General features: G+C 60.6%; 10 protein-coding genes. 1 reads left to right on the plus strand and 9 read right to left on the minus strand.

Going from position 1 to position 15,822, the window contains the following annotated elements:
• Nucleotides 1-53: 53 nt before the first annotated feature.
• The gene (locus H7698_RS08040; RefSeq protein WP_162436163.1) at nt 54-791 is read left to right on the plus strand and encodes a substrate-binding periplasmic protein; all 738 of its coding nucleotides are present in this window, start codon (nt 54-56) and stop codon (nt 789-791) included.
• A 307-nt stretch (nt 792-1,098) separates the two neighbouring features.
• On the opposite strand, the gene yccS is transcribed toward H7698_RS08040, so the two are convergent.
• From yccS to betI, 9 genes are all read right to left on the minus strand, one after another.
• Nucleotides 1,099-3,282 (minus strand): YccS family putative transporter, encoded by a 2,184-nt coding sequence (yccS, locus tag H7698_RS08045; protein WP_162436164.1) that lies wholly within the window; start codon nt 3,280-3,282, stop codon nt 1,099-1,101.
• A gap of 282 nt (nt 3,283-3,564) precedes the next feature.
• Nucleotides 3,565-4,743, minus strand: coding sequence for an NAD(P)/FAD-dependent oxidoreductase (locus H7698_RS08050; protein WP_194691066.1), 1,179 nt, complete (start codon nt 4,741-4,743; stop codon nt 3,565-3,567).
• Nucleotides 4,744-4,890: 147 nt separating this feature from the next.
• The gene (gene dbpA, locus H7698_RS08055) at nt 4,891-6,228 is read right to left on the minus strand and encodes an ATP-dependent RNA helicase DbpA (protein ID WP_235992769.1); all 1,338 of its coding nucleotides are present in this window, start codon (nt 6,226-6,228) and stop codon (nt 4,891-4,893) included.
• Nucleotides 6,229-6,748: 520 nt separating this feature from the next.
• Nucleotides 6,749-8,176 carry a multidrug transporter subunit MdtD gene (gene mdtD / locus H7698_RS08060; RefSeq protein WP_194691067.1) on the minus strand — a complete coding sequence of 476 codons (1,428 nt, stop codon included), beginning with the start codon at nt 8,174-8,176 and terminating at the stop codon, nt 6,749-6,751.
• 224 nt (nt 8,177-8,400) lie between these two features.
• Nucleotides 8,401-9,738, minus strand: a complete 1,338-nt coding sequence (locus tag H7698_RS08065) for a TldD/PmbA family protein (protein ID WP_194691068.1) — start codon at nt 9,736-9,738, stop codon at nt 8,401-8,403.
• Nucleotides 9,738-11,180 carry a TldD/PmbA family protein gene (locus tag H7698_RS08070; RefSeq protein WP_194691069.1) on the minus strand — a complete coding sequence of 481 codons (1,443 nt, stop codon included), beginning with the start codon at nt 11,178-11,180 and terminating at the stop codon, nt 9,738-9,740. The genes H7698_RS08065 and H7698_RS08070 overlap by 1 nt, the downstream gene beginning before the upstream one ends.
• 282 nt (nt 11,181-11,462) lie before the next feature.
• A complete protein-coding gene (gene betA / locus H7698_RS08075) occupies nt 11,463-13,166 on the minus strand; it encodes a choline dehydrogenase (protein WP_162436172.1) in 1,704 nt (567 codons plus the stop codon).
• A 154-nt stretch (nt 13,167-13,320) separates the two neighbouring features.
• Nucleotides 13,321-14,793, minus strand: a complete 1,473-nt coding sequence (gene betB, locus H7698_RS08080; RefSeq protein ID WP_162436173.1) for a betaine-aldehyde dehydrogenase — start codon at nt 14,791-14,793, stop codon at nt 13,321-13,323.
• A 110-nt stretch (nt 14,794-14,903) separates the two neighbouring features.
• Nucleotides 14,904-15,497 (minus strand): transcriptional regulator BetI, encoded by a 594-nt coding sequence (betI, locus tag H7698_RS08085; protein ID WP_162436174.1) that lies wholly within the window; start codon nt 15,495-15,497, stop codon nt 14,904-14,906.
• Nucleotides 15,498-15,822: the final 325 nt, after the last annotated feature.

Consider the following 15,822-nt stretch of genomic DNA (forward strand, 5'->3'; position numbering starts at 1 on the left):
TGTTTTCTTTGTGTAATCTTCGATGACAGTCCGCCCGCCAAGGATTTTCCAGCATGCCGCGAGTGCATCGAGCCTTTGCTTTGATTGGATTGCTGTTGCTGACTCAGAGCGCGGTGGCGGAAAAGTTGCGACTGGTCGCCGATGCCTGGCCCCCCTTTACCGACGCCACGTTGATTAACGGCGGTCTGGCCACGGACATCGTCAGCACCGCATTGGCCCGAGCCGGTTATGCCAGCGATTTCGAGCAAGTGCCTTGGGCGCGAGCCTTGCTCGGCATCGGCGAGGGGCGTTACGACGTGCTGGTGAATGCCTGGTACAACCAGGAGCGCACCAAGATCGGTCAGTTTTCCGGCGAATACCTGCTTAACCGGGTGCGCTTTCTCAAACGCAAAGACGTGGCCATCGAGTACAACAATCTGCAGCAACTGCACACCTACCCGATTGCGGTTGTGCGCGGTTATGCCTATTCGGCGGCATTCGATGAGGATGCGTCGCTGCAGAAAGTCCCGGTTCACAACTTCGCCATGGCAGTGCGCATGGTCGCGGCCGACCGGGTCAAGTTGACCTTGGAGGACGAATTCGTCGCGCGCTATTACTTGTCCAGGGAATCTTCAAAAGTGCGCAACTCGGTGGAATTCCTGCCCAAACCACTGAGCGAGAACAGCCTGCACATACTGGTCAGCCTGAAGAATCCCAGGCATGAACAGATCGTCGCGGGATTTGATCGCGAGATCGCGGCGATGAAAGCCGACGGAAGTTATGAGCGGTTGATGAAGCAGCATGGCATGTGAAATCGCGTACAGAAGTACCTGTAGCAGCTGCCGAAGGCTGCGTCCGCTCCGGGGTCGCGCTCGACCGAAGCGGTCGCTGTCCAGACGCTGTGATGCCCGCTTGAAAATCAGGGCCGCTTCGCGCCCCAACGCAGGCTTCGCCAGCTGCTACAGGTGGCGGGGTTTGCACGGGCTCTGTGTAGCAGCTGCCGAAGGCTGCGTCCGACTGCGAAGCGGTCGCTCTCCAGGCGCTGTGATGTCGGCTTGAAAATCAGGGCCGCTTCGCGCCCCAACGCAGGCTTCGCCAGCTGCTACAGGAAGCTATCCATCACTGCGCGCTGGTGTCCTTGATCAGGTGCGCCGCCAACGTCCGCAATGGCCCAAGCTGCCGGCAGATCAACGCCAGCTGGGTCTGCACCAACCGCTGCCCTTCATCGATTTCATCCGGCATCTGCTCAAGCTCGTTAGCCAGTGCCTCTTCCTCATCGCTCTGAATCGCGATCGGCGTTTTGCTCGCCAGGCCTTGGGCGATCTCATCAATGCTGGCGGCCAGTTTCACCCCGGCCCCCTCAATCAGATGCTCTCGAACATCCGCTGGCAGCTGCGTCTCACGGTGTGCACCCAGCCCTGACAAATAACTGAGCAAGGTGTGCGACAGCACTAGGAAACGAAAGCCCACGTCCGCCTCCTTACGGAAATGGCCCGGCTCCATGAGCATGTTGGCCAGCGTGGTCGACAAAGCGGCGTCGGCATTGTGGGCGTTGCGTCGGGCCAGGCGATAGGCGAGGTCGTCGCTTTTGCCGGCGGCGTATTGCTGCATGATCTGGCGCAAGTAAATGCTGTTACACGTCAGGGTGTTCGCCAGCACTTTGTTCAAGCGCCGTCCCTGCCAGTCCGGCAGGAACAGGAACACCGCCAGGCCGGCAATCAGGCTGCCGAGCAAGGTATCGAACAACCTTGGCAGAAACAGCCCGTAGCCGTCGCCCACCTGATTGAAGCAGAACAGCACCATCAGGGTGATCGCGGCGGTTGCCAGGGTGTAGCGGGTGGTGCGGTTGATAAAGAACACCACCCCGGCGGCAATGGCGAAGCACGACTGAACCAGGGGGTTCGGGAACAGATCGAACAGCGCCCAGGCCACCGTCAGGCCGATGGCGGTGCCGATGATCCGCTGGCCGAGTTTGCGTCGCGTGGCGCCGTAGTTCGGTTGGCAGACAAACAGTGTGGTGAGGATGATCCAGTAGCCCTGGGACGGGTGAATCAAATGCACCATGCCGTAGCCGATGCTCAGCGCGAGGGGCAATCGCAGGGCGTGGCGGAACAGCAAAGAGGTCGGTGTCAGCTGCGTGCGCAGGCGAATCCACACATCCTTGAGGCTGCGGGGCGAGCGGTCGAGCAAGCTGCTGTCGGTGGCGTCCGCCAGGGCATCCGGGTTGCTGGCATCGCTGAGCAGGCGGTCGAGGGTGCCCAGGTTCGCCGCCAATGCCCGCAACGAACGCAACAGGCCACGCCAGGCCGGATTGCTCTGGCCGCGCAAGTGTTCCAGGGAGGCGTCCAGGTCGCTCAGCGCTTCGGCGAAGCTGGCGTCGTAGATAAACGGCTGGCGCATCTGGATCGATTCGGCCAGTGCTCGACAGGCTTTGCCCTGTTGGCGCAGCAGGCGCTGACAGCGGAACAGCACGTCACTGTGGAAGAAGGCCTCGGCCAGCGCGTTGTAAGGATAGTGCGAGGAGCTGGCGCGTTCGTGGATGTCCTGAGCGAGGAAGTACAGCTTCAGGTAGCGACTGACTTTCGAACCCGGTCGACCATTGCCGACCCGGTGCAAAATGATTTCCTTGGCGGCGTTCAGTGCGGCGACCACGCGCCCATTCTGTTGGGCCAGTTCCAGGCGGCGCGCTTCAACGTCCATCTGACGGATTGGCTCGAACAGCGATGATTTCAGCTTCAGGTAAAACCCCAACTCCCGAAACAACCGCGCCAGGCTCTGTTGCACTGGCTGGTTGGAAAACATCGCCTGCCACAACACCGACAGCAAGCCGTACCAGGCGGCACCGGCGACCAGCAGCAGCGGCTCGTGCCAAAAGTCAGTGACCGCACCACCGCGCTGGTCCACGCCGATCATCGTGTAGACCGACAGGATCAGTGTCGCCGAGGCTATCGCACCGTAGCGCTCGCCCAGGGCGCCGAGCATGGTCAGGCCGAAGCTCGCCAGTGCCAGGGCGATGACGAAGACGATGGGGTAGGGGAACAGCAATTCGACGGAGAGCGCGGCGACGCTGAAGCACACCAGCGTCACGGCCAACGCGTTGAGGCGGCCTTGCCAACTGTCGTCGGTCTCGGCCAGGGCGCTGGCGATGATGCCCAGGAACAGCGGGATCAGCAGCCCCATTTCATCCTGATACCAACACAGCGCCATGCTGCCGGTCAGGGCGATGAACACCCGCACGCTGTAGCTGAATTTATCCAGCGCCCAGAGGCGACGCAGAGACTGATGAAGTGGGGTCGATGACATGAAGTGCGAAGGCCTTCCGAGGCAATGCCGCTAAATTGAGCCAGTAATGACGTCGACGCAATGGCGTCGATCACATCTGGCAGCAAAATTTGTTCCTTGATCAGATCCAGAGAACGCATTGATCCCTGTGGCGAGGGGATTTATCCCCGTTCGGCTGCGAAGCAGTCGTAAATCTGCGAGCGGGGTCTGCCTGACATAACGCGTTTGCCGATTGGGGCCGCTTCGCAGCCCGACGGGGATAAATCCCCTCGCCACAAAAGCCCTATCTCATATTGATGCGTATCAGACGTACTGCGCAGCCGCGTAACCCGAGGCCCAGGCCCATTGGAAATTGAAGCCGCCCAGGTGCCCGGTCACGTCGAGCACTTCACCAATGAAGTACAGGCCAGGGCTTTTCAGCGATTCCATGGTCTTGGATGACACTTCATGGGTATCAACGCCCCCCAGTGTCACTTCGGCGGTGCGGTAGCCTTCGGTGCCTGCGGGTACGACTTTCCAGCTCGCCAGTTTTTCGGCGATGTCAGCGATTTCCGCATGGGTGTACTGCTTCATCGGTTTCGAGACGAACCAGTTGTCCGCCAGCAGGTTGGCCATTTTCTTGGTGAAGATCTCACCCAGCAGGGTTTTCAACTCGCTGTTCGGGCGCTCGGCCTGTTGCTGTTGCAGCCAGCCAGGCACGTCGTGATCGGGCATCAGATTGATTTCTACGGTGTCACCCGATTCCCAGAACGAAGAGATCTGCAAAATCGCCGGTCCACTCAGGCCGCGATGGGTGAACAGGATGTTCTCGCGGAAACTCTGCTCGTTGCAGCTCACCAGGCAATCCACCGACGTACCGGACAGCTCGGTACACAGCTCTTTGAGTTGATCGGTGATAGTGAATGGCACCAGGCCTGCGCGGGTCGGCAACAGATCGTGGCCGAACTGCTTCGCCACTTGGTAACCAAAACCGGTAGCGCCCAAGGTCGGAATCGACAGGCCGCCCGTGGCGATCACCAGGGACTCACAGCTGATCTGGCCCAGCGTGGTGTCCAGCAGGTAACCGTTTTCGAGCTTCTCGATCGTCTGGATCGAGGTGTCCAGGTGCAGGCTGACGCCGACCTGATTGCACTCATCGAGCAGCATCTCGAGGATGTCACTGGATTTGTTATCGCAGAACAGTTGGCCGAGCTTTTTCTCGTGATAAGGCACGCCGTGTTTGGCGACCATCCCGATGAAATCCCATTGGGTGTATCGGGCCAGTGCTGATTTGCAGAAGTGTTCGTTCTGCGAGAGAAAATTGCCCGGTTCGGTGTACATGTTGGTGAAATTGCAGCGTCCACCGCCGGACATCAGGATTTTCTTGCCGGCCTTGTTCGCATGGTCGAGCAACATCACCTTGCGCCCGCGCCCGGCGGCGGTCAGCGCACACATCAACCCTGCGGCGCCAGCGCCAATGATCACGACTTCGGTAGAGCGCAAAACGGTGTCCTCACACAATGGCTGAGCTGGAATGCAATCAAATGTGGGAGCTGGCTTGCCTGCGATGGCATCGACTCGGTCTGTCAGTTAGACCGAGTCGATGCCATCGCGGGCAAGCCCGGCTCCCACAAGGGCAAGCGACGTTCTTTAGAGAATACGAACGCGCAGCGAACGGCCTTTGATCTTGCCGTCGTTCAGGCGTTGCAAGGCTTGCTTGGCGATGCCACGTTCAACCGCCACATACGCCTGGAAGTCGAAAATCGCGATCTTGCCAACCTGAGCGCCCGGAATACCGGCATCGCCTGTCAGTGCGCCGAGGATATCGCCCGGACGAACCTTGTCTTTACGGCCTGCGCCAATCACCAGCGTGCTCATCACCGGCAGCAGCGGTGCGCCGCCCTGAGATTTGAGGTTGTCCAACTGGTCCCAGCTCAACGGCGACTTCTGCAGTTGCTCGATGGCCTGGGCGCGATGCGCTTCGGAGGGAGCAACCAGACTGATCGCAATACCTTTCTCACCGGCGCGGCCCGTACGGCCAACACGGTGAATGTGGATTTCCGAGTCACGGGCCAGTTCGACGTTGATCACCATGTCCAGCGCATCGATGTCCAGACCGCGCGCGGCAACGTCAGTGGCCACCAGTACCGAGGTACTGCGGTTGGCGAACATCGCCAACACCTGGTCGCGGTCACGCTGCTCCAGATCGCCGTGCAGGCCGACGGCAGAGATGCCTTTGGAGGTCAGGTGATCAACCGTTTCCTGTACCTGCTGCTTGGTGAAGCAGAACGCAACGCAGGTGGCCGGACGATGGTGCGCGAGGACTTTGACCACGGCGTCCATGCGCTCTTCCGGGGAGATTTCGTAGAAGCGCTGCTCAATCTGCGTGTCGTCGTGGAACGCCTCGGCCTTCACGATTTGCGGGTTGCGCATGAACTTCGACGCCAGTTGCTTGATGCCCACCGGGTAAGTGGCGGAGAACAGCAGGGTCTGGCGGCGCTCGGGGCACTGGGCAATGATTTCTTCGATGGAATCGTAGAAACCCATGTCGAGCATGCGGTCGGCTTCGTCGAGGATCAGTGTGTTCAGGCCGTGAAGAATCAGCGAACCCTTGCGCAGGTGCTGCTGGATACGACCCGGGGTGCCGACGATGATGTGCGCGCCGTGCTCCAGCGAACCGATCTGCGGTCCGAATGCAACGCCGCCGCACAGGGTCAGTACCTTGATGTTGTCTTCGGCACGGGCCAGACGACGGATTTCCTTGGCGACCTGGTCGGCGAGCTCACGAGTCGGGCAAATGACCAGTGCCTGGCAACCGAAGAAGCGCGGATTGATCGGATTCAGCAGGCCGACACCGAAGGCGGCGGTCTTGCCGCTACCGGTCTTGGCCTGAGCGATCAGGTCCATTCCCTTGAGGATCACCGGCAAGCTTTGCGCCTGGATCGGCGTCATCTGGGCATAACCGAGGGAGTCGAGGTTAGCCAGCATGGCGGCGGACAGCGGCAAAGTATTAAAAGCGGTGGCAATGGTGGTCACGGGACTGGCCTGCAAAACAAAATGTCGCGCAGTGTATCAGCCTACGACCACTTACCTCGAATGTTCTGGACGAACGCAAACCCTGTGGTGAGGGGCCTGACCTGTGGCCAGGGGATTTAACTGTTACCAGGGGCTTTATCTGTGGCCAAGGGATTTAACTGTTGCCAGGGGATTTATCTGTGGCCAAGGGATTTAACTGTTGCCGGGGGCTTTATCTGTGGCCAGGGGATTTAACTGTTGCCAGGGGCTTTATCTGTGGCGAGGGGATTTATCCCCGTTGGGGCGCGAAGCGCCCCTTGGATCTGCCACTTTGGTGGTTCAGATTGATCGCATTCATCTTTTAAGGGCCGCTTCGCGCCCCAACGGGGATAAATCCCCTCGCCACAGATAAAGCCCCTCGCCACAGATGAATCCCCATCACCACAGATGAATCCCATCACCAGGGATGAATCCTTTATCCCAATTGCGCTGTTCAGGGTTCGATGTGCTCTTCCGGACGTTTGACTCGCCGTCCGTCTTCCTTTGAAAGCTGCGAGAAGATCGTCGCAGCCAGCATCGCCATGATCCCGACCGTCACAAAGGTCAGCTGGAATGCGCCCAGTACAGTGTCCACCCCGTCATTACCCACCTCTGCCGTAAACCCACCGAGCAGGGCGCCTGCACAGGCAACACCCAGGCTCAGGGACAACTGCGCGACCACCGACAGCAAGCTGTTGCCGCTGCTGGCGCTGGCGTCATCGAGGTCGATCAGGGTCACGGTGTTCATTGCAGTGAACTGCAACGAGTTGATCGCCCCGAGAACCGCCAGCATCCCCAGCAGCAGCCAGTACGGCGTCTGCTCGCTGACCAGGCCCATGCTCGCCAGCATCGCGCCCAGTGCCAGCGTGTTGCCGGTCAGTACGATGCGATAGCCCAACCGTTCAATCAACGGTCGTGCCACCGACTTGGCAACCATCGCCGCAGCGGCCAGCGGTAGCATGCTCATCCCCGCTTGAGACGGCGAGTAACCCAGTGCCACTTGCAGCAGCAATGGCACGAGAAACGGCAGTGCGCCGCTGCCCAGTCGGGCGAACAGGTTGCCGAGGATGCCCACGGCGAAGGTCCGTGTCTTGAACAGCGACGGCGCGAACAGCGGGTTGTCGATACGTCCGGCCCGTAACCAATACGCGGCGAGGCAGGCCATGCCGCCGAACAGCAACAGCATCACGCGCAAGTGCGGCAAGTGCAGTTCGCCCAGGCCTTCCATGGCGATGGTGATCAGTACCATCGCAGCCCCAAACAGCAGGAAGCCGAGGCTATCGAAACGGGTGCGTTCAGTGCCGCGCAGGTCGGGGATGAATTTCCACACGGCGTAGCAACCGACGGCGCCCACGGGCAGGTTGATCAGAAAGATCCAGTGCCAGGTCAGGTATTCCACCATCCAGCCGCCCATCGTCGGGCCGATCAATGGACCGAGCAATCCGGGAATGGTGATGAAGCCCATGATCCGCACCAGCTCGGAACGCGGGTAGGCCCGCAGCACCACGAGGCGCCCGACCGGCAACATCAACGCACCGCCCAGGCCCTGAATCACCCGAGCGCCGATCAGCATGCTCAGGCTGCTCGACAGGGCGCAGAGCAACGAGCCAAAGCTGAACAGGAGGATGGCGCCGAAGAATATCTTCTTGGTACCGAAGCGGTCAGCGATCCAGCCCGAGGCAGGGATGAGCAAGGCGACGGTGAGCATGTAGGCGATGATCACGCCCTGCATGCGCAAGGGATCTTCCGCCAGATCGCGAGCCATGGCCGGCAGGGCCGTGTTGAGGATGGTCCCGTCGAGGGACTGCATGAAGAACGCGATGGCGACAACCCACGGCAACCAGCGGGCGGTGACGGCGTCGAGAGGTGGGCGGTTGGGCATGGGACCTCTTGTGGGTTGGAGTGGCTGCAAGGTCATGGCTGACGCTGTGGCAAGGGGATCCTGTGGCGAGGGGATTTATCCCCGTTGGGCTGCGCAGCGGCCCCCAAAATCGGAAAACGCGGCACAGCAGATAAACCGTGTTGGCCGGCTTTACGACTGCTTCGCAGCCGAACGGGGATGAATCCCCTCGCCACAGGGTCTCCCATGGCGTTGGGATGCTGTGTTCACAGCGTTAGAGTAAGTCGGCTGATCAGCGCCCCCGGCAGCAGCGCAGAATCCGTCGCCCGCTGACTGTAGGTGCTGGCCGACAGCAGGAGTTCCCTTTCCTGAGTCAACGCTTCCAGCTGCGATCCCAGCAAGCTGTACGCACTGTCATCAAAACGCATGGTGCTGACCGGCGCCTGGATTTCGCCGTTCTCGACCCAGAATGTCGCGAACCGGGTCATGCCCGTCATGCGCGCACCCGGCTGGTCCGAGTAGTTCAGGTACCACAAGTTACTGATGTACAGACCGGTGCCCAGTTGCTTGAGAATGTCCGCATTCGGCAAGGTTCCGGCCGCCATGTTCAGTGCGCCGGGCGATTCACCGCCGCCGGCGCCATTGGCGGTCAGGCCATATTCGGCGGCGCTGCGAGAACTCACCAATTGATCGCCGGCCCGACCTTCAGTAATCAACTTCAGGTCACTGCGTGGGTAGCCTTCACCCGAAAACGCCGGGCTTAACGAACCACTGACTTTCTCGTCCAGCGACACCAGCGGGCTGAAGGCCTGATCTCCAGCGTAGAGCTTCTGCAACGGGCTGCTCTTGCTGGCGATCGACTGCGCCGAGAACCCGCCCCAGCTCAGCATGCCCATGATTTCTTCCAGTGCGGCCGGGGCCAGATACGCGCGGTACTGACCGGGCGCCAACGTGCGCAATGGGCGACCGAGAAATTCCAACTGCTCGCGGGCCTGCTGGAAACGCTTGGCGAACCCGTCGCTGCTCCAGTCGTGCCCGGCGTAGCTGGCTTTCACTGCCTGGCCGTTTTCGTGGAACAGGCTGAAATCGAAGTTGAAACTGTTGGCCTGATGCCACCCGAACGCGCCCGCAGAACTGGCAAACCCGCGACTGATCGGGCCTGCGGCGTAGAACCCAACCAGGTCCAGCCCTTCGGCGGCCCGGGTGATTTCAGCGACGACCTGCTCGGTGTCCGGCAACGGATGATCCTGCACGTTCTTGCTCTGCCAGCCGTTGAAGTTGAGCAGCAAGTAGGGATCTTTCGGCAGCAACGGCAACGTCTCGCGCAACTGTTGCAGCCCTTCGGCGAGACGCTGCAGGTCAACCTGCGCATCACCCGACAGCGTGATGTCGAGGTCCGCATGGCGACCTTCGTTGATCAACTTGAAGCCGATACTCGCCTGCTGCACCTGGCCGGCCTGGCGCACTTTGGCGTGGTTGAAACGCACAAAGGCAGAAGACTCGGCGGCGTAGCTGAGAGTGAATTGTTCCGGCTCGCGAATGGCATCGCGCAACCAGTTGACCAAGGCTTTGAACGACTCGGCCTGGTTTTTGGACAGGCTCATCAGGCGTCTCCTCCAAACACATCCACATGGCTGAACACACACGCGGGCGAAGCATGACCGACGCGGATGACCTGATTCGGCTCGCCCTTGCCGCAGTTCGGTGTGCCCAGGACCTTGAAGGTGCTGGCATCGCCGACGGCGCTCAGGCTTTTCCAGAAGTGCGCGGAAATGGCCCGATAGTTCGGATTTTTCACCACGCCTTTGAGCTCGCCATTCTCGATCAACTGACCCCATTCACAGCCGAACTGGAACTTGTTGCGCGCATCGTCAATGGACCACGAACGGTTGGTGCTCATCAGGATGCCGTGCTCGATGTTGCCGATCAGCTGCGCCAGCGGTTGATCACCGGGCTCGATATTGAGGTTGGCCATGCGGTCGATCGGTGGGCGGTTCCAGCCACAGGCACGGCTGTTGGCAACGCCGTCCATGTCGGCACGGAACTGCGAAAGGGCGCCGCCCAACGGACGCAGGAGCAGGCCTTCCTTGATCAGAAACTGCTTGCTTGCCGCCGTGCCATCGTCGTCATGACCGTAGCTGGCGAGCTGTTCGGGAATGTCCGGGTCGAACGTCACGTTGAGCAGCTTCGAGCCGTATTGCAGGTGGCCGAAGTCTTGCGCCTTGACGAAGCTGGTGCCGGCGTAATTGCGCTCATCGCCGAGGATGCGGTCCAGTTCCAGCGGGTGGCCGATGGATTCATGGATCTGCAGCATCATCTGGTCGGGCATCAACAGCAGGTCGCGCGGGCCTTGCGGGGTGTTCGGCGCGAGGAGCAACTGCAGTGCCTGATCGGCGACTTGCGGGCCGGCGCCCACCAGTCCACAGCGGCTGATCACATCGGCGCTACCTTGCTGGCCAAAGTTTTCGCGGCCGAGGCTGCGTGTCTGGCTGTCATTGCCGTCGTAGGCGGTCACGTCCAGACCTGGATAGACAAAGCGCTGGGCCTGGCGCAATTCGGCGCCTGCGCTGTTGAGGTAGATCTGCTCGACGTGCGTAATGCCCAGGCTCACCTGCCAGTTCACCAGACGCTTGTCCTTGAGCACGGCCGCGGATTCGGCGCCGAGCAACTGGTAGCAGTCGCTCAGGGACGGGAAAGGCTGATCGAGGTTCGGCGAAAAATAATCGGCGCGGTCGCTGGAAACGGCATGTTCACGAAGGTCCAGCAGCGCGTGAGGCTTGAGGTGCCGTGCCTGTCCCTCGGCTCTTTCGAGCGCGGCTTGCAGGCCTTGTTGTGACAGGTCATTGGTCGCGGCATAGGCTTCGACGCCATTGACCCGGACCGTCAGCATCGCACCTTCATCACGGCTCAGGCTCGGAGGTTCGGCGACGTTCTTGCGCACCGACAGGTACTGGCCGGACTCGCGCACATAACGCAGCGAAAAGAATTCAGCGCCCGTGCGCAAGGCAGCAAAGCGCTGCTTGAGCTGGGGGTGGAAATCGAACATTCGGAAACCTCCTTGGTATGGAGTGGCGGTGCAGCGGTGTTGCGAAGGGGGGTGAAACGTTTGCGTGGCGCTAGATTAGGCCTGCGGGGAGGGAGGATCAAGGGTGCAAAGCTGTGGGGAGAGAATACCGGGGCGTGTCAGAGGAAGAGGTATTGGCTAGTAGGGCCTCATCGCGAGCAGGCTCACTCCTACAGGGGGCTCCGGCGAACAAAAATGTGTGTTCACTGGAGTCCCTTGTAGGCGTGAGCCTGCTCGCGATGGCAGCACCTCGGTGTAACGGTCTTACTGCGCAGTAAGGCTCACATCCCGCATCGGCTTGCCACGCACCGGTGCATCACCGGCCACATAGTAATCAGCCGTGCTGCGCGGCAGAGGCTGGCGGCCGCGGATCTTGTCGGCGATTTTCTCGGCGATCATGATCGTCGGCGCATTCAGGTTGCCGGTGGTGATGATCGGCATGATCGAAGCATCGACCACACGCAGGGCTTGCATGCCATGCACGCGACCTTCGCCATCGACCACGGCCATTTCGTCGGTGCCCATCTTGCACGAGCAGGACGGGTGGAACGCGGTTTCGGCGTGTTCGCGGATGAACTTGTCCAGCTGCTCATCGGATTGCACGTCGATGCCCGGGCTGATTTCCCGGCCACGGAAAGCATCCAGCGCCGGCTGCTGCATGATTTCGCGGGTCAGGCGGATGCCGTCACGGAATTCCTGCCAGTCCTGTTCGGTGGCCATGTAGTTGAACAGGATGCTCGGGTACTCGCGCGGATCCTTGGACTTGGCCTGGATACGACCACGGCTCGGCGAACGCATGGAGCCCATGTGCGCCTGGAAACCGTGCTCCTTCACGCCGTTGCTGCCGTTGTAGTTAATGGCAACCGGTAGGAAGTGGTACTGGATGTTCGGCCAATCGAAATCTTCGCGAGTACGGATGAAACCGCCCGCTTCGAACTGGTTGCTGGCGCCGATGCCGGTGCCGTTGAACAGCCACTCGGCACCAATGGCTGGCTGGTTGTACCAGAGCAGCGACGGGTACAGCGAGACCGGTTGGGTGCACGCGTATTGCAGGTACAGCTCGAGGTGATCCTGCAGGTTTTCGCCGACGCCTGGCAGGTCGTGGACCACCGGGATGTCGAGCTTGTTCAGCAGTTCGGCCGGGCCGACGCCGGAGCGTTGCAGAATCTGCGGCGAGGCGATGGCGCCGGAGCACAGCAGCACTTCCTTGCGAGCGCGGGCTTCAATGCGCTCTTCAGCCGCGCCGATCAGGTAACGCACACCCACTGCACGTTTGCCTTCAAACAGGATCTTGTCGGTCAGGGCGTGGGTGACGATGGTCAGGGTCGAGCGCTTCTTGGCCGTGTCCAGGTAACCGCGAGCGGTGCTGGCGCGACGGCCGTTCGGCGTCACGGTACGGTCCATCGGGCCGAAACCTTCCTGCTGATAACCGTTGAGGTCTTCGGTGCGCGGGTAACCGGCTTGCACGCCGGCTTCAACCATCGCGTGGAACAGCGGGTTGTTGCCGGCTTTCGGCGTGGTCACGCTGACCGGACCGTCGCCACCGTGGTAGTCGTTCGGGCCGATATCGCGGGTTTCAGCCTTGCGGAAATACGGCAGGCAGTTCAGGTAGTCCCAGTCTTCGAGACCTGGCAGCTTGGCCCAGTTGTCGTAGTCCATCGCGTTGCCACGGATGTAGCACATGCCGTTGATCAGCGAAGAACCACCCAGGCCCTTGCCGCGACCGCATTCCATCCGGCGGCCGTCCATGTGCGGCTCTGGATCGGTTTCGTAGGCCCAGTTGTAGCGACGGCCTTGCAGCGGAAACGCCAAAGCGGCGGGCATTTGCGTGCGGAAGTCCAGACGGTAATCCGGGCCGCCTGCTTCGAGCAGCAGGACGGTGACGCCTTCGTCTTCAGTCAGACGGGTCGCCAGGGTATTACCGGCCGAGCCGGCACCGATGATGATGTAATCGAATTCTTGGGACATTGAATGCACCCTCTTTGAAGTTGGTCAGGTCACCTGTAGCAGCTGCCGAGGTACGAGGCTGCGTCGGGTTGCGCAGCGACCCCCGGGGGCGGTCCTGCGGACGCGCAACGCAGCCTCGTGCCTCGGCAGCTGCTACAGGTTGTGCGGTCGTTCCTTAGAACACCGAGGCGTAATCGCCCAGTTCGACCTGTACCGATTTGATGCGTGTGAAGTTGTTCAGCGAGCTGATACCGTTTTCACGGCCCACGCCCGACTGCTTGTAGCCACCGACCGGCATCTTGGCGTCGGACTCGCCCCAGGCGTTGATCCAGCAGATACCGGCTTCCAGTTGATGAATCACGCGGTGGGCGCGGTTCAGGTCCTTGGTGACGATACCGGCAGCCAGGCCGAAATCAGTGTCGTTGGCACGACGGATCACTTCGTCTTCGGTGTCGTAGGTCAGGATCGCCATGACCGGGCCAAAGATTTCTTCGCGAACGATGGTCATTTCGTCGGTGCAGTCGGTGAACACGGTCGGTGCCACAAATGCGCCTTTGGCCAGGTCGCCTTCGGTCAGACGGCTGCCGCCGCACAGGACGCGAGCGCCTTCTTCCTTACCTTTGGCGATGTAACCCAACACGCTTTCCATGTGGGCAAAGCTGACCAGCGGGCCGAAGTTGGTGTTCTCGTCTTCCGGGTTGCCGATGCGGATGCGCGCTACGCGCTCAGCGATCTTGGCTTCGAAGGCCGCTTTCAGGTGAGTCGGTACGAACACGCGAGTGCCGTTGGTGCAGACCTGACCGGAGCTGTAGAAGTTGGCCATCATGGCCGTGTCGGCGGCGCGATCAAGGTCGGCGTCGTCGAAAATGATCAGCGGGGATTTGCCGCCCAGTTCCATGGTCACGTCTTTCAACGACGAGCTGGAAGCGCTGGCCATGACCTTTTTGCCGGTGTCGGTGCCGCCGGTGAAGGAGATCTTTTCGATGCGTGGGTGTTCGGTCAGCCAGGTGCCGACTTCACGGCCGCTGCCGGTCAGTACGTTGAACACGCCCGCCGGAACGCCGGCTTCGGTGTAGATCTCGGCCAGTTTCAGCGTGGTCAGGGAAGTGACTTCACTTGGCTTGAAGATCATTGCGTTACCGGCTGCCAGGGCTGGCGCGGATTTCCACAAGGCGATCTGGATCGGGTAGTTCCACGCGCCAATACCGGCCACGACGCCCAGCGGCTCGCGACGGGTATAAACGAAGGAAGTGGTGCGCAGCGGAATCTGCTCGCCTTCGATGGCCGGAACCAGGCCCGCGTAGTACTCCAGCACGTCAGCGCCGGTGACGATGTCGACGTACTTGGTTTCGGAGAACGACTTGCCGGTGTCCAGGGTTTCCAGGGCGGCCAGTTCATCGTTGCGCTCGCGCAGGATGTCCACGGCACGACGCAGGATGCGCGAACGCTCCATGGCGGTCATCGCGGCCCAGATTTTCTGGCCCTTTTCGGCGCTGACCACGGCGCGTTCAACGTCTTCCTTGGTCGCACGCTGGACGTTTGCGAGGACTTCACCGTTAGCCGGGTTGATGGCTTCGAATGTAGCGTCGCTGCTGGCGTCACTGTAGCCGCCATCAATGTAAAGTTTTTGCAGTTCGAAACGGGCCATAAAGTCCTCGCAAGAGCATCAGTAGGTTGGCGGTAACCACCGCGGTGATGCCATATGGTTGTGGCAACACCGATCGGTAGCAGTTCAGGGGTTGAGCGTTTATGTGTGCTCTAACTCACCTGCTTGGCCAATTGGATATCCATGTATTCGTAAGCGATCTGTTGCGCCTGCTCAGTGTCGAAAGCATCTCCCGACAGTGCGCCGCGCAACCACAAGCCATCAATGAGGGCTGCCAGGCCCCGAGCTGCACTGCGCGCGTCGTTGAGCGGCAATACACGGCGGAACTGGCAGCACAGGTTGGAATACAGGCGGTGATCGTTAATCCGCTGCAACCTGTGCAAAGACGGCTGGTGCATGCTGGTGGCCCAAAAGGCCAGCCAGGTTTTCATTGCCGGGCCATTGACCTGGCTGGCGTCGAAGTTGCCTTCGATGATCACCTGCAGATGCGCCCGCGGGCTTTCATCTGTCAGCGCCAGGCGGCGCGCGGTGACGTTCTCGCTAAGGACACTCATCAGATACCGCATCGTGGCGGCGATCAGGCCATTCTTGTCCTGAAAATAGTGACTGATGATGCCGTTCGAGACACCGGCCAAACGGGCGATCAGCGCAATGCTGGCGTCCCCCATTCCAACCTGATCGACGGCCAGCAATGTGGCTTCGATCAACTGCTGACGGCGGATGGGTTGCATACCGACCTTGGGCATCTTGCACATCTCCTTAGGCCTTCCGGCAGACGTCGAACGTCTATCGGATTGAGGGCCAGTCTATTTTGTTTTGATTGAACGTTCAATCAACAAAGAATAAGCTCTGCGACAAATCGTCGCTATTTACAGATTTTTCCTACGTGTGAATGGCGATAAACCGACATCCAAAATCGCTCGAAACCTATACGCCCCGGTGCTTCTGGGCTTTCGGGCATTTGCGGGGTGTCTTTATATCACCCGCCGGTCGGCTGCCAACTAACCGATTGGTCGGGTATCGCGTTGCCTTGTGTCCTTCTCTCGCACTGCCCGGAGCTTCTGTGCCATG

Origin of the sequence: Pseudomonas sp. p50(2008) (genome assembly GCF_015351605.1) — a bacterium.
GTDB lineage: Bacteria > Pseudomonadota > Gammaproteobacteria > Pseudomonadales > Pseudomonadaceae > Aquipseudomonas.

Excerpts from the sequence above, each read along its gene's own strand:
- H7698_RS08040 (WP_162436163.1), top strand. The coding sequence starts at position 54 with ATGCCGCGAGTGCATCGAGCCTTTGCTTTGATTGGATTGCTGTTGCTG.
- yccS (WP_162436164.1), bottom strand. The coding sequence starts at position 3,282 with ATGTCATCGACCCCACTTCATCAGTCTCTGCGTCGCCTCTGGGCGCTG.
- dbpA (WP_235992769.1), bottom strand. The coding sequence starts at position 6,228 with ATGCTGGCTAACCTCGACTCCCTCGGTTATGCCCAGATGACGCCGATC.
- mdtD (WP_194691067.1), bottom strand. The coding sequence starts at position 8,176 with ATGCCCAACCGCCCACCTCTCGACGCCGTCACCGCCCGCTGGTTGCCG.
- H7698_RS08065 (WP_194691068.1), bottom strand. The coding sequence starts at position 9,738 with ATGAGCCTGTCCAAAAACCAGGCCGAGTCGTTCAAAGCCTTGGTCAAC.
- H7698_RS08070 (WP_194691069.1), bottom strand. The coding sequence starts at position 11,180 with ATGTTCGATTTCCACCCCCAGCTCAAGCAGCGCTTTGCTGCCTTGCGC.
- betA (WP_162436172.1), bottom strand. The coding sequence starts at position 13,166 with ATGTCCCAAGAATTCGATTACATCATCATCGGTGCCGGCTCGGCCGGT.
- betB (WP_162436173.1), bottom strand. The coding sequence starts at position 14,793 with ATGGCCCGTTTCGAACTGCAAAAACTTTACATTGATGGCGGCTACAGT.
- betI (WP_162436174.1), bottom strand. The coding sequence starts at position 15,497 with ATGCCCAAGGTCGGTATGCAACCCATCCGCCGTCAGCAGTTGATCGAA.